The 21,730-nt window shown below is 58.9% G+C and carries 21 protein-coding genes; 15 read left to right on the plus strand and 6 right to left on the minus strand.

Annotated elements, in window-relative coordinates; genetic code table 11:
- Positions 1–13: 13 nt before the first annotated feature.
- Positions 14–1,024: a DUF1036 domain-containing protein gene (locus ACQK2Q_RS15130; protein WP_425410578.1), complete on the minus strand. Its 1,011-nt coding sequence runs from the start codon at positions 1,022–1,024 to the stop codon at positions 14–16.
- 76 nt (positions 1,025–1,100) lie between these two features.
- Here ACQK2Q_RS15130 and ACQK2Q_RS15135 point away from each other — a divergent pair, with 76 nt between their 5' ends.
- Both ACQK2Q_RS15135 and ACQK2Q_RS15140 read left to right on the plus strand, forming a co-directional pair.
- Complete coding sequence (locus ACQK2Q_RS15135) at positions 1,101–3,308, plus strand: primosomal protein N' (protein WP_425410579.1); 2,208 nt, start codon at positions 1,101–1,103, stop codon at positions 3,306–3,308.
- 82 nt (positions 3,309–3,390) lie between these two features.
- Complete coding sequence (locus ACQK2Q_RS15140) at positions 3,391–3,945, plus strand: acyloxyacyl hydrolase (protein ID WP_425410580.1); 555 nt, start codon at positions 3,391–3,393, stop codon at positions 3,943–3,945.
- Between the two features lie 3 nt (positions 3,946–3,948).
- Here the strand turns inward: ACQK2Q_RS15140 and ACQK2Q_RS15145 are convergent, their stop codons facing one another.
- Together ACQK2Q_RS15145 and ACQK2Q_RS15150 are read right to left on the minus strand one after the other, a co-directional pair.
- A complete protein-coding gene (locus ACQK2Q_RS15145; protein WP_425410581.1) occupies positions 3,949–4,737 on the minus strand; it encodes a hypothetical protein in 789 nt (262 codons plus the stop codon).
- Positions 4,738–4,865: 128 nt separating this feature from the next.
- Positions 4,866–6,866, minus strand: coding sequence for an alpha/beta hydrolase family protein (locus ACQK2Q_RS15150; protein ID WP_425410582.1), 2,001 nt, complete (start codon positions 6,864–6,866; stop codon positions 4,866–4,868).
- A gap of 272 nt (positions 6,867–7,138) precedes the next feature.
- On the opposite strand from ACQK2Q_RS15150, the gene ACQK2Q_RS15155 reads away from it, so the two are divergent.
- From ACQK2Q_RS15155 to dut, 8 genes are all read left to right on the plus strand, one after another.
- Positions 7,139–7,708, plus strand: coding sequence for a F0F1 ATP synthase subunit delta (locus ACQK2Q_RS15155; protein WP_425410583.1), 570 nt, complete (start codon positions 7,139–7,141; stop codon positions 7,706–7,708).
- A 5-nt stretch (positions 7,709–7,713) separates the two neighbouring features.
- The gene (atpA, locus tag ACQK2Q_RS15160; RefSeq protein ID WP_425410584.1) at positions 7,714–9,243 is read left to right on the plus strand and encodes a F0F1 ATP synthase subunit alpha; all 1,530 of its coding nucleotides are present in this window, start codon (positions 7,714–7,716) and stop codon (positions 9,241–9,243) included.
- A 21-nt stretch (positions 9,244–9,264) separates the two neighbouring features.
- Complete coding sequence (locus ACQK2Q_RS15165) at positions 9,265–10,092, plus strand: hypothetical protein (RefSeq protein WP_425410585.1); 828 nt, start codon at positions 9,265–9,267, stop codon at positions 10,090–10,092.
- A 26-nt stretch (positions 10,093–10,118) separates the two neighbouring features.
- Positions 10,119–11,000 (plus strand): F0F1 ATP synthase subunit gamma, encoded by an 882-nt coding sequence (locus ACQK2Q_RS15170; protein ID WP_425410586.1) that lies wholly within the window; start codon positions 10,119–10,121, stop codon positions 10,998–11,000.
- A gap of 337 nt (positions 11,001–11,337) precedes the next feature.
- Positions 11,338–12,771, plus strand: a complete 1,434-nt coding sequence (gene atpD, locus ACQK2Q_RS15175; RefSeq protein ID WP_425411174.1) for a F0F1 ATP synthase subunit beta — start codon at positions 11,338–11,340, stop codon at positions 12,769–12,771.
- Positions 12,772–12,856: 85 nt separating this feature from the next.
- Positions 12,857–13,252 (plus strand): F0F1 ATP synthase subunit epsilon, encoded by a 396-nt coding sequence (locus ACQK2Q_RS15180; protein ID WP_425410587.1) that lies wholly within the window; start codon positions 12,857–12,859, stop codon positions 13,250–13,252.
- A gap of 1 nt (position 13,253) precedes the next feature.
- Positions 13,254–13,925 carry a hypothetical protein gene (locus ACQK2Q_RS15185; protein ID WP_425410588.1) on the plus strand — a complete coding sequence of 224 codons (672 nt, stop codon included), beginning with the start codon at positions 13,254–13,256 and terminating at the stop codon, positions 13,923–13,925.
- Between the two features lie 479 nt (positions 13,926–14,404).
- Positions 14,405–14,884, plus strand: coding sequence for a dUTP diphosphatase (dut, locus tag ACQK2Q_RS15190; protein WP_425410589.1), 480 nt, complete (start codon positions 14,405–14,407; stop codon positions 14,882–14,884).
- A gap of 30 nt (positions 14,885–14,914) precedes the next feature.
- On the opposite strand, the gene ACQK2Q_RS15195 is transcribed toward dut, so the two are convergent.
- The 3 genes from ACQK2Q_RS15195 to ACQK2Q_RS15205 all read right to left on the minus strand — a co-directional run bounded on the left by ACQK2Q_RS15195 (position 14,915) and on the right by ACQK2Q_RS15205 (position 17,366).
- On the minus strand, positions 14,915–15,115 hold the full coding sequence (locus ACQK2Q_RS15195) for a DUF2905 domain-containing protein (protein ID WP_425410590.1): 201 nt from the start codon (positions 15,113–15,115) through the stop codon (positions 14,915–14,917).
- Positions 15,116–15,246: 131 nt separating this feature from the next.
- Entirely contained in the window at positions 15,247–15,975 is a 729-nt protein-coding gene (locus ACQK2Q_RS15200; protein ID WP_425410591.1) for a hypothetical protein, read from the minus strand.
- 29 nt (positions 15,976–16,004) lie between these two features.
- The gene (locus tag ACQK2Q_RS15205; protein ID WP_425410592.1) at positions 16,005–17,366 is read right to left on the minus strand and encodes a penicillin-binding protein activator; all 1,362 of its coding nucleotides are present in this window, start codon (positions 17,364–17,366) and stop codon (positions 16,005–16,007) included.
- Between the two features lie 186 nt (positions 17,367–17,552).
- On the opposite strand from ACQK2Q_RS15205, the gene rsmI reads away from it, so the two are divergent.
- The 5 genes from rsmI to ACQK2Q_RS15230 all read left to right on the plus strand — a co-directional run bounded on the left by rsmI (position 17,553) and on the right by ACQK2Q_RS15230 (position 21,718).
- Complete coding sequence (gene rsmI / locus ACQK2Q_RS15210; RefSeq protein ID WP_425410593.1) at positions 17,553–18,401, plus strand: 16S rRNA (cytidine(1402)-2'-O)-methyltransferase; 849 nt, start codon at positions 17,553–17,555, stop codon at positions 18,399–18,401.
- Complete coding sequence (locus tag ACQK2Q_RS15215) at positions 18,398–18,781, plus strand: YraN family protein (RefSeq protein WP_425410594.1); 384 nt, start codon at positions 18,398–18,400, stop codon at positions 18,779–18,781. The genes rsmI and ACQK2Q_RS15215 overlap by 4 nt, the downstream gene beginning before the upstream one ends.
- Positions 18,782–18,861: 80 nt before the next feature.
- The gene (locus tag ACQK2Q_RS15220; protein WP_425410595.1) at positions 18,862–19,401 is read left to right on the plus strand and encodes a BON domain-containing protein; all 540 of its coding nucleotides are present in this window, start codon (positions 18,862–18,864) and stop codon (positions 19,399–19,401) included.
- 32 nt (positions 19,402–19,433) lie between these two features.
- On the plus strand, positions 19,434–20,378 hold the full coding sequence (gene gshB, locus ACQK2Q_RS15225) for a glutathione synthase (protein WP_425410596.1): 945 nt from the start codon (positions 19,434–19,436) through the stop codon (positions 20,376–20,378).
- Positions 20,379–20,503: 125 nt separating this feature from the next.
- Positions 20,504–21,718, plus strand: a complete 1,215-nt coding sequence (locus tag ACQK2Q_RS15230) for a glycosyltransferase family 4 protein (protein WP_425410597.1) — start codon at positions 20,504–20,506, stop codon at positions 21,716–21,718.
- Positions 21,719–21,730: the final 12 nt, after the last annotated feature.

Raw genomic sequence — 21,730 nt, forward strand, 5'->3', positions numbered from 1 at the left:
GAAAAACTTTCTGTTATTCGCCGCCGGCGCTTGCGAACATATCGGGGGTGAAATCAAAATTCATCGTTGCAGCGCCGCCGATCTCCACCCGCCGGAACGAGGCGTTTTCCAGATCCTGATCGGCGCAAGTAATTTCGTCAGTGACGTTGAACATAATGAGATTGATGCAAAACGTCTTGTCGCCGCTTGATATGGCGGCTTCGCCTGACGGCGTCTCCATGGCGCCATAGACATAATAATGGTCTTTTTCGAGAGCGCCCTTGACGATTTTTGCACAGTCGCCGGGCTCCAGTTTCCACCAGCCTTTTGAGCGATAGGCGTCTTCGTCCTGCTGCATGGCGATTGCGCTCCAGACCGGATTGTCTGTCTTGTTGCAGTAAAAAAGGCCGAGTTTCGCCTCACGCGTATTGGCGTCCTCGATCAGCGCGTCGATGACCTCATCGTCGATGGAGTACCCTTCGGAAAGGCCTTTCTGATTACGGTAGTTTGCAAGCGCCCGCTGTGTGGTGCGTCCCATGGCGCCGTCCACCTGACCGGCGTCGATATCGATGTCGCTCAGCAAGCGCTGTACGCCCGCGACTTCCGCTGAATAGACTGTATAGGTGCTCGCCTCCGTAAAATCGGTCTGCCAGTTTCCGCCGGAGGCTTCGGTGACTTCAACGCTGAAAAATTTCCGCTGCCGCAATGGATCGTCGCGGCAGACATCTTGGTTGCGCAGATTGAAAAAACCGGCGTTTTCGACGCATAACGCCGTGTCGCCCGACCAGGTGCGCAAAGGGCCGCGATGACCGGGTATCGCCTCGGCGTAAACGAAATACCGGCCCGGTTTCGCCTGTTCCGTCAGGACGACCTTGCATTGACCGGGCCGCAGGCGCCACCAGCCGCGGGTCGCCAGCCTGTCGCCGTCTACATAGCCGATGGAGGCGGACAGGGCGTAGCTGGACTTGTTGCAAAAACTGTATTTCGCCTGCGCGCCGCTCATGGCGACGACTGAAAGCAACAGAGAGAGAAAAATGATACGCATTGCGCTTCGCCCGGATTTCACTACCGATAATCAGCGGTAATTCACCCGAAACCGAAGTCAGGATCAAGCGCGCATTATGAATATCACTCAGCGCATCTCCGGAAATGAGGGCAAGACGCCGGGCCATTGCGTTAGCGTATTGTTTCCACTGCCTTTGCCGCGCGCCTATGATTATATTTGCCATGGCTGCGACCCGCCGGCGCCCGGGGCGTTCGTGCGCGCGCCTTTTGGTCCGCGCGAGGCGATCGGCGTTGTATGGCGCTCCGCCGGCGACAATGTCGCGCCGGAAAAACTGAAATCCGTCGCAGGCGTCATGGACACGCCGCCTTTATCGGCCGCGTTGATGGAATTCATCGAATGGACAGCGCACTATACGATGTTCCCCATGGGTGCGATTTTGCGCATGGTCACCCGGGTCAGCGACGCTTTCGATGGTCCGCGTATGCAGACAGGCTATATTGCGAATGCGCAGGCGCCGGCGCGCATGACGCCGCAAAGGCGGGCGGTCCTGAACTGCGCCGGCCGGCAACCGCAATCGGCGAGCGAACTCGCCGCCGCCGCCGGGGTAAGCGAGGGCGTTGTGCGCGGGCTCGCAAAAGCGGGCGCTTTGACGCCTGTAGATGTGGACCCTGACCCGCCTTTCGAGCCGCCGGACCTTGATCGCGCCGGACCGGCGCTGTCGGACGATCAACAATTCGCCGCCGATGAAATTAACAAGGTGCTGGCCCACGGCGGGCACAAGGCGATCCTGATTGACGGCGTTACTGGCTCGGGCAAAACCGAAGTGTATTTCGAGGCGGCGGCGCGCGCGCTGGCGCAGGATCCGTCTTCGCAGGTGTTGATTCTGCTGCCGGAGATCGCCCTGACCCTGCCGTTCCTGAAGCGGGTTGAAGAACGCTTCGGCGCATCGCCCGCGCCCTGGCATTCGGATATGACCGGCGCGCAGCGCCGGCGCACATGGCGGCGTGTGGCCGAAGGGCAGGCGCGTCTTGTCGTGGGCGCGCGATCCGCATTGTTTCTTCCCTTTCCAAATTTGCGTCTGATCATTGTCGATGAGGAGCATGACAACGCCTATAAACAGGAAGAAGGGGTGATTTATCACGCGCGCGATCTTGCGGTGGCGCGCGGCAGCCTTTCCGGGTTTCCGGTGATTTTGGCGTCCGCTACGCCGTCGCTGGAAACGGTCGTGAATGTCGATGAGGGCCGGTATGAGGCGGTGGGTCTGCCGTCGCGTTTCGCGGAAGCCTCCATGCCCGAAATTTCGCTGATTGACATGCGCGAAGATGCGCCGGCCGCAGGCAAGTGGTTATCGCCGTCGCTGGCGAACGCCGTCAGCAAAAACCTGTCAGCACACGAACAGTCGCTATTGTTTCTCAACCGGCGCGGCTATGCGCCCATGACGCTGTGCCGCCGATGCGGCCACAAAATGACAGCGCCGGGTTCAGACACGATGTTGGTGGAGCATCGTTTCGATAACCGGCTCGTTTGCCATCACACCGGTTTTTCCATGCCCAAACCCGCCGCGTGCCCGGAATGCAACGCCGTTGACGGGCTGACGCCCTGCGGTCCCGGCGTGGAGCGCATCGCCGAAGAGGCGCGCGAACGATGGCCCGGCGCGCGCATCGCCGTTTTGTCTTCCGACACGGCGTCGGGGCCCGGCGCCACGCGCGATGTGCTTGACGCCATGCGGGCCGGCGATATCGACATATTGATTGCAACGCAGGTGGCGGCGAAAGGCCACCATTTTCCGAATCTGACGCTGGTTGGCGTCGTCGACGCCGATCTGGGGCTTGCGGGCGGCGACTTACGGGCGGCGGAGCGGACCTATCAACTTTTATCCCAGGTGACCGGCCGTGCGGGGCGTGCTGAAAAACCGGGGCGCGCCTTGTTGCAGACATACCAGCCGCAGTCCGCCGTGCTGCAAGCGCTGGCGTCGGGCGACCGGGATGCTTTTCTGGCGGCGGAAGCGCAAGGGCGCCAGGCGCTTTTCTATCCGCCCTATGGCCGGCTGGCGGCGGTCACGCTGCAGTCGCGCGATGAAGCCGCGCTGGAGGCGTCCGCCAGAACCTTGCGTTCGCTCGCCCCGACAGCGGATGGCGTGGAGATTTTAGGGCCGGCGAGGACGCCGATTTACCGAATGCGCGGTCTTGCGCGTCAGCGACTGCTGGTCAAGGCGCGGCGCAATGTTCATATTCAGGCGTATCTGTCGGACTGGCTGGCGAAAATGAAAAAATCCTCCGCCGTGCGCATCTCGGTCGATGTGAATCCCTATAACTTCCTGTAACAAATCGACCGGCTTTAAATCGCCGTAATGTTTGATTAACGCTTTAAGGGTCTACAATAGTTGCGAATTCTGGGGAGCAGGCATGATGTTGCGCATAATTATTTTTCTGGCGGGCTTGATCATATCGGCATGGGGAACGGCTTCCGCCGAGATCGACGAAGTCCGCGCCGGGGTCTATGCGCAAAGTTGTTGCGGGTTCGGTTCCGGCAAGGAACAGGGCGCCGCGATCAACGCCGAAATTTTGTTCGACTCGCCGCAATTTTTATCGGTTCTCGGGGCGCCGCGCCCGCTTGTGGGTGGAACATACGCAACTGATTCAGACGCCACCAGCCAGATTTACGCCGGCCTTGAGTGGAAAGTTAACGTCACGCCGCGCTGGTTCGTCGCCGCAGGCGTCGGCGGCGCTGTGCATAATGGCGAAACCGATACATTCGATCCGATTACGGATGCGGCCCGCGTTGACAGCACGGTCTTTTACGGATGCCGCGCGCTCTTCCGGCTGGCGGGCGATATCGGTTACCGCCTGACCAATCGCCTCGCCGCCTCATTTCACTGGAATCACATCTCCAACGCCGGTCTGTGTACGGATAATGAAGGCCTCGACCAGATGGGCGCGAGGCTGGGCGTCAGTTTCTGACCGTCAGCCGCCGGTGATGAGTTTTTCACGCACAAAACCGTAAATATCCGTGCTCGGCTGGCAAAGCGTGCGGATTTTATCCATTTGGGCTTCGGAAAATTCGCCGCGCCAGGCCGTCGCGCGATCGCTTGTCCGGTTCACATGCCCGATGCTGAGTTTGGCGCCTAAAAGCGCGCTTAAGGCCCTTTCAAAGTCCGGCGTCCGATCGAGAAAGCCGACGGCGTCGAGATCGAGAATTAATGCGCGCGCTTCGTCAATCATGGCCGGGGAAACGGGCTCGTTCACATTGAGCCAGCCGCCGAAGAAAGTAGCGTAAAGGCCGCCCCACCATCGCGCCCGAGGCGTTTCTAGAAATGCGTCAATGTCATCGCCTGCGGAGGTTTCCATGCCGCTATTGTAGCTGTAGCGCAAATGCGAACAAAACCGCTCTACCGGCTCACGCAACAGCGTTATGAACTTCCAGTCCGGCGCATAAGCTTCGCGCATGGCGGGGGTGAGCGGGTTGTGTCCGGTAACGCATTTGACGCCGCGCTGCATGGCGTAAGAGGCGGCTTGCTGACAAAAAAGCAGCGCTTCGGTTTCCGGCAGCGCGCCGCTTTTGACGCCGCTGTTGATATTGTTCAGTGCGCGCACCGCCTCGCGCGCGTCTAGCGTGTGAATGCGCTCATGAGAAAACCGGTATTTCCGGAACAACGCCGCCTCCAGCGATGAGCCGCCGCATTTTTGCGGATGCGTGAAGACGACGCCGCATTTATAACGCGAGGCGAGTTTGCGGCGAATTCTACCGGCCAATCCCATCCTTATAGTGTCCCGATACGCCAATTCAGGCTGTGCGAAAAAAGCATTACTGAAAAGCCTTTACCCGCCGTTAAGCGGGCAAAGGCTTAAAAAGCTTCGGCGGACGCCGTCAGGCGGGGCGTTTAGTTCCCGATATGCTTGTCAATGAAGTCGATCGACCGGCGCAACATTTCCGTGCGCATTTCGCCCGTCGACAACCAGTGATCCTCGCCGTCAAGTTCCACATATTCATGCGGCTTGTCAGCGCCCCGCAAGGCGTTGCGCATGATGCGGCTCTGACTCGTCGGAACAACGACGTCATCCTTGGCGTGAATAAGCAGGATGGGTGCGCCCGCTTTATCAGCGTTTTCAGCAGGACTGACGGCGTTAAGCTCCGCCGGGCTGAACCGGCTGCCGCCCATGCGCACCTCCCAGTAATCTTCCGAGAGCGGGCTTTGCTTGGACTCGTCGCCCAGCATAGCCGGCAGATCGGAGACGCCGTTAACGCTGACGGCGCATGCATAAAGATCAGGCGTGAGCGTAGCTCCGGCCAGCGCGGCGTAGCCGCCGTAACTGGCCCCTGCAATGCAAATCCGGTCGGGATCCGCGACGCCATCGGCGATGAGTTTTTCAACGCCTTCGGTGATATCGTTTTGCATCTTGCGGCCCCATTCGCCGAATCCGGCTGATTTGAACTCAAATCCATAACCGTCCGAGCCGCGGAAATTCGGTTCGTACACCAAATATCCGCGCGATGCGTAAAAGAACGACCAGTAATCGAATGATTGATCGGCGCGCGATTCCGGACCCCCATGGGGCAGGACAATCAGCGGCATGTTCTGTTTGGCCGCGCCCGCGGGGACGGTGAGGTAGCCCGGAATCGTGAGCCCGTCCGAGCTGACATAATCGAATTTTTCCTTGATCGCGGAAACGGAGCCGTCCAGGCGCCGGTAGCTTGAGTCGATCATGTCCATGCGCATTTCGTTTCTGTCAAACAAAAAGAATTGCTTTGGATGATCCGTATAAACGGCTTCGACGATCATACGCGCGCCGTCGCGGGATTTGGACACGATCATCGGCGCCGCGCCCGGAATGGCGCCGCGCAATTGCTCCTGGAGCGTTCTGTAATCCTCGGAAAAATGATAGGTGCGCGGCAGGTCGTCAATAAACCGGGTCGCCGTTGCTTGCGCTGTACGCGGATTATAGAGCACGCTGGAAATGTCATAACCCGGATTTTCAAATAGCGTGCGCTCTATCTCGCCAGTGGCGGAATTTACCGCGACCACAGATTGCCTGCCTTTGTTGCTGTAAGTGGACGCCGCAAGCGCAGCGCCGGTATCGTCCAGCAAACCGTGAAAACTGATAACGCGGCCTGCGCCCCTCTTTTCAGGCCAGGCTTTGATCAAAGTGTAAGAGCTGTCGCCTGGCTGCTTTACGTAAAGTTCCCGCTGTTCCTGGCCGTCATTGTAGTCAATGCGGGCGAATGGCTCGCCGTCCGGACCCGCAATCCAGTCGACAGTATGTTCTCCGCCGCCGTCTTTCAGCCGGGTGCGGCCGTTCTCCAGATCCACGACAAATGTCGAATAGACTATATTGTCATCTTGCTTCAGCCGGGTGCCGGTTTGATTGCGTTGATACCGTCCGCGCGTAGAGATGCGTGAAAACAGCGCCTTGCCGGATTCGTTCGGTATCGTCGCAATGTAGCTGCCGGGATCGGAAATATAGTAACCGGATTCATTGCCAAAAAGGATGTTGCTGTCCTGCGTTGATTTTGAAACTGATATCCAGCGAAAGAACTCAAGTGTTTCCAGTCCGCCGACAAGGCGAACTCTTTCCGATTGCGACAAAAGCAACAAGACATGTTCATTGTCAGCCCATTCAATGGTTCTGGCCTTGGTTGATCCGACCCTGACGCCGGTCGGCGCCGCGTTTGGATCGTCAACGGATAAAAAGACAAGCACGCCCTGCCCGTCTATCACCTGAAGCGAGGCGATCGTTTTGCCGTCAGGAGAAATCTCCATTTGGATGACATCCGGTAAGGCCCCGTAGACCGATGGGTCTGTCGTGTCCTGCGCAAGCGCCGCCAGCGGTTGCAAAAGAAATACCGCAAATGCTGCGGCGATGATTTGCTTTATTTTATTCATGGAAATAAACGCCCCTCTGGCAAGTTGCCCAAACTGTACTTCTCCCCGTCAACAGTTTGCTTTGGATGCGCCGGGAACTCAAGTCTTGCTCCGTCATTCCGCCGCACTCGGGCCTTGTTGCGTCGCGGCGAGGCGCATGCTACGCCCTCGCGCGTTCTTGCAAACCGAGGTTCGTAACGGGTTTCGTGCGGCCTCATTTTCGTTAGTAATTTCAAAGCTTTAAGCGCAGCCCTCGCGCGGCGCAGATCGACACGGGAGCACGGATAAAGCCAGTGACGGATCAAGGCTCACAGCAACATGCGCCCGTATCCGGCGTCGCCGGGCGTTATGCGGCCGCCCTTTTCGATCTTGCAAAGGAAGCCGGCGCTATTGAAACGGTTGAAAGCGAGCTTGGCGCCCTGCAGACCGCGATCGACCAGTCGGCCGATTTGCGCGGCTTTTTGAAAAGCCCGGTCTATGACAACGCCGAGCAGATGGGCGTCATCTCGGCGCTGGCGGAAAAAGCCGCCTTGAGTACGCTGGTCTCGAATTTTCTGAAACTCATCGCCAAAAACCGCCGCCTTTTCGCGCTGGAAGACATGCTCCGCGCATTCATGAAGCTTGCTGCGGACGAGCGCGGCGAAGTCAGTGCGCAAGCGGCGACCGCCGCCCCCATGAGCGACGATCAGATCAAGGCGTTGCGCCTTGAGATCGAAGCGCTGGTGGGCAAGGCGGTGAACCTTGAAACCCGCGTCGACCCCGATCTTCTTGGCGGACTTGTCGTCAAGATCGGCTCCAAGATGGTCGACGCATCCCTTAGAACCAAACTGAACCGTTTGAAGACCGTAATGAAAGAGGCGTGAAGTCCATGGAACTCAACGCGGCGGAAATTTCCTCCATTTTAAAACAGCAGATCAAGGATTTCGGCAAGGACGCTGAAGTCTCCGAAATCGGTCAGGTGCTCTCCGTCGGCGACGGCATTGCGCGCATCTACGGCCTCGACAATGTCCAGGCCGGCGAGATGGTCGAGTTCGCTAACGGCGTGAAGGGCATGGCCCTGAACCTGGAAAGCGACAATGTGGGCGTCGTGATCTTCGGCGAGGACCGGGAGATCAAGGAAGGCGACACCGTCAAGCGCACCAAGTCCATCGTGGACGTGCCGGTGGGCAAGGGGCTCCTCGGCCGCGTTGTCGATCCGCTCGGCAATCCGATCGACGGCAAGGGGGCGATTGAGGCGACGGAACGCCGGATCGTGGACGTGAAAGCGCCGGGCATTCTGCCGCGCAAATCCGTGCATGAGCCGGTGCAGACGGGCATCAAGGCCATTGACGCCATGATCCCCATCGGCCGCGGTCAGCGCGAGCTGGTCATTGGCGACCGGCAGACCGGCAAGACCGCCGTCTGCGTTGACGCCATGCTCAACCAGAAAGACATCAACGCCGGCGGCGATGAGTCGAAGAAGCTTTACTGCGTTTATGTGGCCATCGGTCAGAAGCGCTCGACCGTCGCCCAGATCGTCAAGACGCTGGAAGACAACGGCGCCCTTGAATACTCCATCGTCATCGCTGCGACAGCGTCGGAGCCGGCGCCGCTGCAGTTCCTCGCGCCGTTTTCCGGCTGCGCCATGGGCGAGTATTTCCGCGACAACGGCATGCACGCGCTGATCATCTATGATGATTTGTCAAAGCAGGCGGTTTCCTATCGCCAGATGTCGCTTCTCCTTCGCCGCCCGCCGGGGCGCGAGGCCTATCCGGGCGACGTTTTCTATCTGCACTCGCGCCTGCTTGAGCGCGCGGCGAAGCTGAACGAAGACAATGGTTCGGGATCTTTAACGGCGCTGCCGATCATCGAGACGCAGGCAAACGACGTCTCGGCCTATATCCCCACCAACGTGATCTCGATCACCGACGGCCAGATCTTCCTTGAAACCGACCTGTTCTTCCAGGGCATCCGCCCGGCTGTGAATGTCGGCTTGTCCGTGTCGCGCGTGGGTTCGGCGGCGCAGATCAAGGCCATGAAACAGGTCGCCGGTAAAATTAAGGGCGAGCTGGCGCAGTATCGGGAGCTGGCGGCGTTCGCGCAGTTCGGCTCCGACCTCGACGCGACGACGCAGCGGATTTTGAATCGCGGCGACCGCCTGACCGAGCTGATGAAACAGGGCCAGTACTCGCCGCTCAACGTCGAGGAACAGGTCTGTGTCATCTATGCCGGCACGCAAGGTTATCTCGACAAGATCAAGACCGATCAGGTCGGCCATTTCGAGCGCGAATTCCTGCGCAAGCTGCATGCGGATCACGCCGACATCCTCTCGACCATTCGCGATACCGGCAAACTTGATGACGACACCGAAGGCAAACTGAAATCCGCGCTCGACGCGTTTTCAAAAAGCTTTGCTTAAGAGTAACGAGAAGACTAATTAATGTTGTTGCGAACGGCTTACATTGCGGGATTGGCGGCTGCATTTGCGGCGGCACTTTCTGCTTGTGCGTCTACGACGAGTGCTGATGGCATCCCGGGGGTTGTTCGCGGAAGCGAGGTTTGCAACGACCCTGATGGGTGCCAAGTGGATCTCAGCCCTGACCCTGCTGTTACAGAAAATTTTCGACGCCAATACCACAGCAACCTACTCGGAAACTTTGGCGAATTTGAAATCGACTTACCCAGCGCTTCTGCGGGCGCAGATTTTTCCAAACAAATTCGAATTGTTATCGACCCGTCGTTCAGACCACCATTGCTGGTTGCTGCGGCATGGCATAAATATAAACACGAAGGCGACCCCCCAAGTGATCCGGTAGCGTATTTTTACGCAAAGACGTTTGGGCCGGGGGAATCAGGCCCCGAAGCTTACGACGATGGCTACGCCCTAATTTCTTTTAGCGGCTATGCCGTTCCAAGAGAGTTAGGTGTTGTTGTTTGGCAAAAAGATTTGCGTGAAAGTTATTCGACTCGAGTTTCACTTGATGACTTTAAATCAGTGTACGATGAAATGCTTAGCGAAAAAGTTTTTGGGATGCCGTTTGTTCGCCTCGCAGATGGCCTTTGTACTGACGGGACCACCTATTTCGTCGATATATCTAATGCAGGGAAAAAATCAGTTTACACTCGACACAGTTGCGATCCAGGGTTTTCGGAAGACTTTGAAATTGTCGCTCCAATCATGGAGGTCGCAGGAGAAAAATTTCCTGAGTTGAGAGAGTTAGTTACAAGTTACGCGAGCGGCGTTTTGACTGACCAGATTGACCGTTAATCATGCTGAATGCGAGTTTAAGATAGATGCCCTCTTTGAAGGACCTCAAAAATCGGATCTCTTCTGTCAAGTCGACGCAGAAGATCACCAAGGCGAAGCAAATGGTCGCCGCGGCGAAACTGCGCCGTGCGGAAGAGCGCGCGACGCAGGCCCGTCCCTATACGGAGCGCATGGAGGCGGTGCTCGCCAATCTCAGCGCCAGCGCGAAGGACAATCCGAACGCGCCGAAGCTGCTCGCAGGCACCGGGAAAGACGAAACGCATCTGCTGATCGTCGCGACGGCGGACAAAGGCCTTTGCGGCGGGTTCAACTCGTCCATCGTGCGCCTCGCCCGCGAGCACATCACGAAACTTCAGGGCGAGGGCAAGACGGTCAAGATCGTCTGCGTCGGCCGCAAGGGCGAGGAACAGCTCAAGCGCCTTTATGGCGAGCTGATTGTCTGGAAGACGAATTTTGTCGATATAAAACAGGTTGGCTTCGGCGAGGCGCATGAAATCGCCGAAAAAGTTCTGTCGATGTTCGACGCGGCTGAGTTCGACAAGGCGACCTTGTTCTTTGGCAAGTTCAAGAACGTCGTGTCGCAAGTGCCGACGGCGCAGCAGATCATTCCGGCCGAGGCGCCTGAAGGCGTCGAGACCCCGGACCTGAAAGGCGCCGTTTACGAGTATGAGCCGGACGAGACTGAAATCCTGCGCTCTCTTTTGCCGCGCTACGTGGCGGTGCAGATTTTCCGCGCGCTGCTTGAAAATGTCGCCTCGGAACAGGCCGCATCCATGTCCGCCATGGACAATGCAACACGCAACGCCGGCGAGATGATCGACAAGCTGAACTTGAAATATAACCGCGCCCGCCAGGCGCAGATCACTACCGAATTGATTGAAATCATTGCCGGCGCAGAGGCGCTTTAGCGCGGCCGGAAGGATTATTGAGGAGACGAAATTCTGGCGTAAATCGCGCACGGCTTGCTAACGATGAACAGAAAGCCCTATCTTTGCTGCGGTGCAGCATCGCAGAGGGGGTCGGGGCTTGCTGGAGATATCATCGCCAATCGCGCGGTTTATTCTGATTGTGTTGCGAATTTTGAGCGGGCGCAGGGCCTATATGGCGCTGCCCGCGCCCTACCTCGAAGCGACGCAGCAGGAAGATCGAGAGCGCAGACGTTTTGACGGCAAAACGATCACTGCAACATACAGGGTTAAGGCCCAAACTGGTAAAGACCGCATAAAGGCGAAGGACGAGAAGAAAATGAGCAAAGAAGGCCGCATTTCACAGGTAATCGGCGCTGTCGTCGACGTTGTCTTCGACGACCACCTGCCGGCGATTTTGAACGCGCTGGAAACGGATAATAACGGGCAGCGGCTCGTGCTGGAGGTCGCCCAGCACCTCGGCCAGAACGCGGTGCGCACCATCGCCATGGACTCCTCCGAAGGTCTCGTGCGCGGCCAGGCCGTCAAGGATACGGGCCAGCCGATTTCGGTGCCGGTGGGCGAAGGCACGCTCGGGCGCATCATGAACGTCATCGGCGAGCCGGTGGATGAAGCCGGCCCCGTCCCGGCGGACGACCGGCGCCCCATCCACCAGGAAGCGCCGCCATTCGTTGAGCAATCGACGGAATCGGAAATGCTGGCGACGGGCATCAAGGTTGTCGATCTTCTCTGCCCCTACGCCAAGGGCGGCAAGATCGGCCTTTTCGGCGGCGCGGGCGTCGGCAAGACGGTTCTCATTCAGGAGCTGATCAACAACATCGCCAAGGTGCACGGTGGATATTCGGTTTTCGCCGGGGTCGGCGAGCGCACCCGTGAAGGCAACGACCTTTATTGGGAAATGATCGAATCCGGCGTGAACAAGAACCCGGCGGAAAATAACGGGTCAACCGAAGGCTCAAAATGTTCGCTGATCTTCGGCCAGATGAACGAGCCGCCGGGCGCGCGCGCCCGTGTGGCGCTGACCGGCCTGACGGTGGCGGAGCATTTCCGCGACCAGGGTCAGGATGTTCTGTTCTTCGTCGACAATATTTTCCGCTTCACCCAGGCCGGTTCCGAAGTGTCCGCGCTGTTGGGCCGTATCCCGTCTGCGGTGGGCTATCAGCCGACGCTCGCCACCGACATGGGCCAGATGCAGGAACGCATTACCACGACGACCAAGGGCTCAATCACCTCGGTGCAGGCTGTGTATGTGCCCGCGGACGATCTCACCGACCCGGCGCCGGCGACGTCGTTCTCGCACCTTGATGCGACGACCGTTCTGAACCGCGCGATTTCGGAAAAAGGCATCTATCCGGCGGTTGATCCGCTGGATTCGACATCGCGCATTCTCGACCCGCGCGTCGTCGGCGAAGAGCACTACGAAGTCGCCCGCGGCGTGCAGTCCATCCTTCAGCGGTACAAGGCGCTGCAGGACATCATCGCCATTCTCGGCATGGACGAGCTTTCAGAAGAAGACAAACTCGTCGTCGCGCGCGCGCGTAAGGTTGAGCGCTTCCTGTCGCAGCCGTTCGACGTGGCGCAGGTCTTCACCGGGTTCCCGGGCATTCAGGTGCCTGTCGAGGATACGGTGCGTTCGTTCAAGGGCCTCATCGAAGGCAAGTACGACCACCTGCCGGAAGCGGCGTTCTACATGGTCGGCTCCATCGACGACGCGATAGAAAAAGCTGAGAAGCTGGCGGCGGAAGCGGCTTAAGGGAAGGGAGTAGTTCGTAGTGCGTCGTTCGTAGATGAAATATAAAAACCCTACGTACAACGCACTAAGCGCTACGCACTAGCATATGGCTGACAAACTTCATTTCAATCTCGTCTCTCCGGAGAAAGAGCTGATGTCCGCGGACGTCGATCAGGTCGATATTCCGGGTACGGAAGGCTGGATCGGCGTCTTGCCGAACCATTCGCCGCTGATGACGACGCTGGCCCCCGGCATGGTGCGCGTTAAAACCGGCTCGGACGAAAGCCGCATTTTCGTGCGCGGCGGTTTCGCCGAAATCAATCCTGACGGCCTGACCGTGCTGGCCGAGGAAGCGGTGAGAGCTGAAGACCTCGACGCCGCGGCCATCGCGCAAAAGGTGAAGGACGCGCAGGAAGACCTCGCCGACGCCGACACGGACGAGAAAAAACTTGTCGCCCAGCAGTCGCTGGACCGCCTGAAAGAAATGCAGGCCGCGCTCTGACATGAGCGGCGAGGGGGCGGACAAAACGGGCGCTGCGCCGGAAAATGAACCGCCGCCCGGTTCGGCTCCGCCCGCTTCCCCGCTTGAAGAGCGCATGACCCGCGCGGAACGCATCTTCGTTCGTATCAACATCGTTCAGACCATTCTCGCTGTCGCCGGCGTTTTCACTGGTGCCGTCGCGCTTTACGCGGCGCTCAACGAGTCCGCTGCGGTGCGCCGGCAAACGGAGTCCGCGGTTTGGCCGCATATCCGCGTCAGCGACATGAATTTCAGCGTTCCCGGCGAAGAACGGTTCCAACTGGCCGTCAGCAATCGCGGCATCGGGCCGGCCCGGATCAAATCGGTGAAAGTTACGGTCGACGGCGAGGTGCAGACCAACTGGTACGACATCGTTGGTATGGCGGCCGAAGAGGAGCAGTTCGCAATTTCCAACATACCCATCGTCGGCATGGTATTGTCTCCGGAGGAAGACATAACGGCTGTATCGGTAGAGGTGCCATTCGCATCAAAGGAAACGACGGAAGCTTTTCGCGATCTCGTCAGGTCGGGCCGCGCCAATATGCAGGTCTGCTATTGTTCCGTGTTTGACGAATGCTGGAATCTGGATGCGCTTACCAGCGTGACGGCCCCCGTTGCGGCGTGCCCGGAACAAAATCCGGACTCACGGATATAGGATTGCCGCCGCCGGATTGGCGATCATGCGCGCAACCTGCAGGCGAGTTGGCCCCGAAATTTTACAACATATCTGATGAAAATCGAACGCAATCCCGCATTCGGTGGATAGTTATCCACCCCCTCGCCGGGGCGCCCTATAATGGGGTTTGCGATCATTCAACCCGGCGCGCTGCGCAATTGCGTTGCGCCTAAGGGCGCGGGCTAATGAGTGCGCGACGGCGCCCGCGCCGACGCTAAGCGAAGGAAACAGCGTGTGGAAATGTTGTACAAAACCGGCGATGAAAGTTGTGCAGAATTCGGCTGTACGCCAGCAATCAAGCCATTTGGACAAGGCGAGAGGTTTGGCGTTGTACAACTTTTTTTCAGCCATGCGAGGGGCGGGAAAACTCTGGGGAAATCACGGGGAAAGAAAATGACGGCCGGCGGCCGGAGTCAGGCGATAGTCGCCGGGCGCGAAACTTTCAAAGGAGCCCTTAGATGACCGCTGCGGCGATCAAAACCGAAACGCAAGCCGAACTCACCGTCCGCATCAAGCGGCTGGAACACGGACGAGATCTCGATCTGCCGCGCTATGAAACGGCGCTTGCGGCCGGCTGCGACGTGCGCGCGGCGGTGACGCAAACCGTTACGCTGAAACCGGGCGAGCGGTACATGACGCCGACGGGAATCGCCATCGCCATGCCCCCCGGCTGGGAGGCGCAGATGCGCCCGCGCTCCGGCCTTGCGGCGAAACACGGCGTTTCCTGCGTCAATGCGCCGGGCACCATCGACGCTGACTATCGCGGCGAGCTTCGCGTGATCCTGATTAATCATGGCGCGGAGGATTTCGTGATCAATCGCGGCGACCGCATCGGCCAGATGGTGTTCGCGCCGGTGTTTCAGGCGGCGTTCGAAGAGGTGGATGAGCTTGACGAGACGGTGCGCGGGCAAGGCGGTTTTGGGTCGACGGGGGTTTAGCTTTCAATAGCATAGCCCCCAACCCCTCGCTTATTTCCCCCAGAACCTAAAAATCAGTGTCAGGACGATTGAGATTATAATCATTGTCGTCAAGGGAAAATAAAACGCAAAGCCTTCGCGCTCAATGCGGATGTCGCCGGGCAGGCGGCCAATTCCGAGTTTGGACAGCAATGGCCATAACAGCCCCGCGACCAGCAGCATGATCCCTATGGTGATCAGGAGTTTTTGCATAAGGCCAAATATATCGGATCAGGAGGCGAGGCAAAAGAACCCTCAGCAACGGCCGGAATCCATGAAAGGGAGTTGTGGGCTGGTGGATTGCGGATCAAGTCCGCAATGACGGAAGCAGAAAGATCGGACCGCTACTCCCCCGCGCTTTCGCCGTCTTCGACTTCAACCATTTCAATCTCCGAAAACACCTGCATGGTTTCGGATTTAAAATCCTTGAACATGGCGCTGCCCTCCACGAGGCTTTCGGTGCGCGTGAGAAACGCCGGGCCGTTATCATGAGGCGCTGCGAAAAACTGCGTCTGAACAAGATGCTCGATTTTCGCAATCGGCATCGGCTTGAAGGCCTTTTTCGATTTCACATCGATGCGCGAAACATAGCCGCCCGCCTTGTCGAGTGTAATAAAGACCTCCAGCGCGTCTTCCGGAAAGTCCTCGCCCTCAACCTGCGCGACAAAAACCGCTTCCGCGTCGGTCTCGCGCGCGAACTCGGCCTGGGCAAGCATTTCGTCCAGCTTGTCATAGAGCAGCGGATGTCCGTCATGCTCCATGTCGCGCAGCGCCTTCAGCGCTTTTTTCGCACCCTTGTCGAGGTCGTCTTCGGCCGGCTCGAGCACGGTCCATTGCGCGCCGTCTTCATGGCGCGGATCGAACCGCAGCTTCGCAATAAATTGCTTGTCGCCTTCGATGGTTTGATGATCGACCGTGAATGCATAGTGACGCTCGGCGAAGACGGCGGCCTGTTCCGCGGCGGCGCGCAGCATGGGGGCGCTTGCGTGGTCCAGCGCCTTTTCCGCCTGCGCCGGAGCGGCTGCAAAGACGAAAAGGAATAGAATGACAGCCCGGCGGACGGCTCGCCTCATCAAGAACTCCATAGACTGAATGTTAATCGCTAATAAGCGGGTGCAAAACTGCGCGGCGCCGGATCGACGGTCTGAATGCCGCCGGGTTGAATCTCGAGGATAGCGAGCCCGCGATCGACCGTGCCGTCAGGGTTCAGCCGGAAAAGGCCGTCGGCGCCGAAATACCCATTGGGGTCGGCGATCGATTCGACGGAAAACCGTCCGCGCCGTCTTTGCGTCGCCGCGAGCCGGGCCGACAGCAGCGTCGCATCATAGGCGAGCGAGGCAAGCCGCGGCGGCGGCGAACCGAACGCTCCCGCATAGTGATTTTCAAAACTGCGGGTGATCTCGGGGTCGGGCGCCGCGAACCATCCGCCGCGCAGGGCCGGCTCGCGCGTCAGGCGCGGATTGTTCCAGGCGGAGATGCCGAGAATTTTCACCCGGTTGATGTCGACATTGTAATAGGGAAGCAGCGGCGCCAGCGCCCGCAGCAGCGTGCCCTGCTCCGGCATCAGGACCGCCTGGAAACCTTGCGTGTAACCGGCTTCCGCGCTCGCATTGGCGGGCAGGGGCTCGGTGCGGTCGCCTTCATATTCGTGGCGCATTTCCAGCGGGATAATTTCCTTTGAATAGCGCGCCAGCCGCTTGGCGGGCTCAAGCATGGCGTCCGGGTCCTGTTCGTAGCGCTCCTCGTGCACGATGACGCCGCCGCGCGCGAACACCTCTTCGGCGAATGCGCCGGAGACGCGGTCGCCATATTCCGTACGCGGCGCAAGCACGCCAAAACGGGTCATTTCCTGATTCATGACGAACTCAGTGACGCGCGCCACTTCGAGCTCAGGCGGAAAGCTCAACAGAAAGACACCGTCGCCGGCCGCCGTCAGGTCCGAAGAAAACGCGATCATCGGTGTTTCGGCTGCGCGTGTGACCGCCGCGGCGGATTCCACCGATTCTGAAAATAACGGCCCGAGGATAATCTCAGCGCCGTCAGACAGCGCCGAGCGCGCAGCGGAGGCGGCGCCTTCCGCATTGCCGCGCGTGTCCTTCGGGATCAGCAAGAAGCGCTGGTCGCCGGCGTCGAAGACCGCGAGTTGCGCAGCGTCGAACATGGCGGAGGCGACCCGGCGCGCCGCCTCATTGTCGGCGGAAAAGGGCAGGAGCAGGCCAACGCGCACAGGCTCTTCGTCCATATGCGGCGGTTCGATAAAATTGCGGCGGTCATAACGGTCCGTTTCGCGAAACGGCGCGTCGTCCGGCCGGGCGTATTGACCGTCCTCTGGCTGGGGGTAGTCCGGCTGGGCGATCGCCGGGCCGCGGTCGGGCCGGGCCGGAGACGACGAGCTGCAAGCCGCGATCATCGCTGCGAGCGCTGTTGCTGCTATGATTTTGGCGAAAGAAACGCTGAACCGCATTCGCTTGAGATCCTTGGCTGTTGGCGCAGACGCCGAAACGCCGCCGCTTTGACAATTGAGCCCGGAGACTAGCCGGGCGCGGGCCCGGCGTAAACGCCGTAAATCGCGCCGGTTTCATGCCGGAGCGCCGGTCCGGACAGGGGGACCTGATTGACGCCCGGACCGTCTGGGGCCATGGCGTATGGCATGACGGATGATCCACTACGCCCGGAACCCGGCCTTTATGTGACGGCGACGCCCATCGGCAATCTGAAGGACATGACCTACCGCGCGGTGGAGATCATGAAAGGCGCCGATCTCATCCTGTGCGAGGATACGCGCCAGACAGCGAAACTGTGCGCCGCCTATGGCGTCGAGACGCGGCGCGCGCCCTATCATGACCATAACGCCGCCCGGGTCCGGCCCGGTATCCTGAAACAGCTCGCCGAGGGGGCAGTGATCTGCCTCGTATCTGACGCCGGCACGCCGCTTATCTCCGATCCGGGCTATAAGCTGGTGCGCGCGGCGCGCGACGCCGGCGCGGCCGTTTTCCCCATTCCCGGCGCATCGGCGGCGATTGCCGCTCTCTGCGCGGCGGGCGCACCGTCCGATCAATTTCATTTCGCAGGATTTGCGCCGCAAAAACCCGGCGCACGGGCGAAATTCCTTGAAAAGCTTTCGACGGTCGACGCCACGCTGATTTTTTATGAAACCGCGCCGCGGCTGGCGGAATCGCTGCGCGCCTTGAGCGAACATCTGGGCGATCGCAAAGCGGTTGTCGCGCGTGAAATCACCAAAATGCACGAGGCCTTTCATGAGGGCTCCCTGTCGGAAATGGCGGCGCGCTTCGCTGACGCCCCAGTGAAAGGCGAGATCGTTATTGTCGTCCACCCCCCGGAGAGGGGCGAGGCGGATGAAGCGGAAATCGATGATTTTCTTAAGAACGCCCTTCAAACCATGCGCGTGCGCGACGCGGCCGCGGCGGCGGCTGATGCGCTTGGCGTATCGCGCAATGACGCCTATGCGCGCGCGCTCGTGTTGAAAGACGACGGGTGAGCGGGCGTCTTTCCGATAGAAATGCGCGTCGGCGCGCTGAGCGCGGCGGACGCCTTGCCGAATGGCTTGCGGCGATGTCGATGCGTCTGAAAGGCTATTCAATAGTCAAAACGCGGTTTCGCAGCGGGACTGGCGAAATCGACCTGATTGCGCGCCGCGGGCGGCTTTTGGCCTTTGTGGAGGTCAAGACCCGCCGGAATTTTGAAACCGCGATCGAGGCCGTAACCCCGCAGACTCGCAGGCGCATCGGCGCGGCCGCGCAATATTTCCTGTCGAAGCATCAGCATCTTGCAGATTGCGCTGTTCGATACGATATCATCGCGATTGCCGGATGGCGCATCAGGCATCTGCGCGACGCCTGGCGCGATGGCGGCGTTTAAGGTTTTATTCTCAAACGAAGCAGCGCATGGCTACATCGTCGTTTCGGACCCGACAGCGTTTATTGAAAGGACCCGCCGCTATGCATTTCCATCCCGCCCGGCTGTTCATCATCGCCGCCGTTTTTGCGCTTGGCGCATGCGCCTCAAGCCGGTCGCTTGACGAAAGCTTTTCGGATATGTCGGCGAATGCGGAGCTGAAAGCGGTTCTCTTCGCGGATCGCTCTCATGATTATAACGACATTGATCTTACGCTTTATGAAGGCCGCTTGATGCTCACGGGAACGATGCGATCTGAAGAGGGGCGCCGCAAACTGATCGCGAACGCCTGGAAAGCGGACGGCGTCGATGAAGTCATTGACGAAATCATCATCGCCGATAAGACGTCGATGGGCCAGGGATTCGAGGACGCCCGTATCGACAAAACCCTGAGAGCGCGCCTGATTGCCGACGGCGATGTCTCAAGCGGGGATTATAAAATGTCCGTATCGCGAGCGATCGTTTATCTTCTGGGTTCCGCGCGCAGCCAGAAAGAGCTGGATGCGGCCGTCCAGCAGGCGCGTTCTGTTTCGGGTGTTGAAAAGGTCGTGAGCCATGTCGCCATTCGTAACCCGGCCATGTAGAATGGGCCGGTGATTTCTTAACGGCTCTCAATATGCTGAAAATCGCCATACAGATGGATCCGATCGAATCGGTGAACGTCAACGCCGATACGACTTTTGACATGGCTCTTGAAGCCTATGGGCGCGGCCATAAAATCTGGGTCTATCAGCCCGCAAGTCTGCAGCTTAACCAGGGCGAGGTTTTGGCGCGTGCAAGACGAGTGGAAACAATTCGCCGCGTTCAGGGCGAGCATGTCAGCCTCTGTGAAAGCGAACTCATCGCGTTAAAAAACGTCGATGTCGTACTCGTCCGTCAGGACCCGCCGTTTGACATGGCGTATATTACGGCGGCGCAAATCCTTGAACGGCTGGTTCCCGAGGTGCTGGTGTTAAACGATCCGCGCGCGATACGTGATGCGCCGGAAAAACTTTTTGTCACCGAGTTTCAGGATCTGACGCCGCCAACCCTGATCACGCAGGATATCGGCGCCGTTCGCGCGTTCCGCGATCAGCACAAAGACATTATCCTCAAGCCGCTTTATGGCAATGGCGGCGCCGGCGTGTTTCGGGTCAAGCCGGACGACGGCAATTTCAATGCGCTGCTGGAGCTTTTCGAACTCACGTATAAAGAACCTATCATCGCCCAAAAATTCGTGCCCGCTGTCTCCAAAGGCGACAAACGCATAATACTGCTTGACGGTGAGGCGGTGGGGGCCATCAACCGCGTGCCCGCGGCCGGCGAAACCCGATCCAATATGCATGCTGGAGGAAAAGCCGAAGCGGTGGTGATGAATGAACGCGATCAGGAAATCTGCGACCGGATCGGGCCAGTACTGTCCGAGCGCAGGCTGATCTTCGCCGGAATCGACGTGATCGGCGATTTTCTCACCGAGATCAATGTGACGTCGCCCACCGGCGTGCAGGAGGTCCGCAACTTTGGCGGCGCCGATATCTCTTCATTATTCTGGGACTGGGTTGAGGGACAGCGCGATAAATAGCGCAACATCCGGCCCGGTGCGCTTTGCGCAGTCGTGGGCGGTTTCAAGGTTGATCCGCACCCCGTATAGTGCTTTTTTCGCGGCTTTCCAGACCGTCCGGCCAATACCAACAGACAGAGCCTTTCATGACTGCGCAGCTATCGCACAAACATCAAAAATTGCGGGTCGCGCTGTTTTCTGGAAACTATAATTACGTCATGGACGGGCCGGTGCGCGCGCTGAACATGCTTGTCGGGTTTCTGGAGCGATCGGGACATGATGTTCTGGTGTTCGCCCCCACAAGCAAAGAGACTGCGTTTGAACATTCAGGAACGCTAGTCTCGGTGCCGTCTTTCGCATTTCCGGGGCGGCGCAGCGAATACCGTCTGGGGCTGGGTTTGAGGGGAGAAGCGCGCCGCGCGCTTGAGGCGTTCAATCCAAACCTGATACATATCGCAGCCCCTGATTACACAGGGTACAGAGCGCTTGAATTCGCACAAAAGCACGATATTCCAGCTGTGGCGTCTTTTCATACGCGATTTGATACTTATCCGCGCTATTATGGCATGCGATGGCTTGAAAAATACCTGACGCGCTATATGCGCCGGTTTTATAATCGCTGCGAACATGTCTACGCGCCGTCACTGTCAATGACGGAAGAATTAAAACGGGACGGCATCGGGCGTGATATTCGGCTTTGGACGCGCGGCGTCGATGGCGCTTTGTTCAATCCTTCCAAAAAAGATCCGGAATGGCGTAGCGCCAACGGTTTCGCTGATGAGGACGTTGTCGTCGCTTTTGTGGGGCGGTTGGTGCTAGAAAAAGGCATCGATGTTTTCGTTGACGCGTTTAAAAAAGCCCAGCATTCCAATGACAAATTAAAAGCGCTTGTGGTCGGGGACGGACCTGAGCGCGAGACTTTCTCGAAGCTTCTTCCAGACGGCGTTTTCGCCGGATATCTGCAAGGTGAAGACCTTGCGCGCGCCTATGCGAGTGCGGACATGTTTTTCAACCCCAGCATTACGGAAACCTTTGGCAATGTAACGCTGGAAGCGATGGCGTCTGGCCTCCCTTGCATCGGCGCCGCGGCGGCGGGCAGCCGTTCTTTAATTGAGGACGGGGTGACAGGCTTCGTGGCGGCTCCGGAAACGGATAGTTTCGCCGAAAAGATCGCAGTCCTCGGAGGCGATGCGGAAATGCGAAGGCGCATGGGCCAAACGGCGCGCGCGCGAAGCGAGAAGTTTTGCTGGGACGCAGTCCTGTCCGAGCTTGTGTCGCATTATCAAGAAGCGGTGGCCAATTTCACGCCGCGCCCTCACGCAGCGGGCGCGGCGTCTTCTTCGCGCCGTCGCGCGGCTTAGCCGGGAAATCAC

This window comes from Hyphococcus sp. (assembly GCF_965228385.1).
Lineage (GTDB): Bacteria > Pseudomonadota > Alphaproteobacteria > Caulobacterales > Parvularculaceae > Hyphococcus.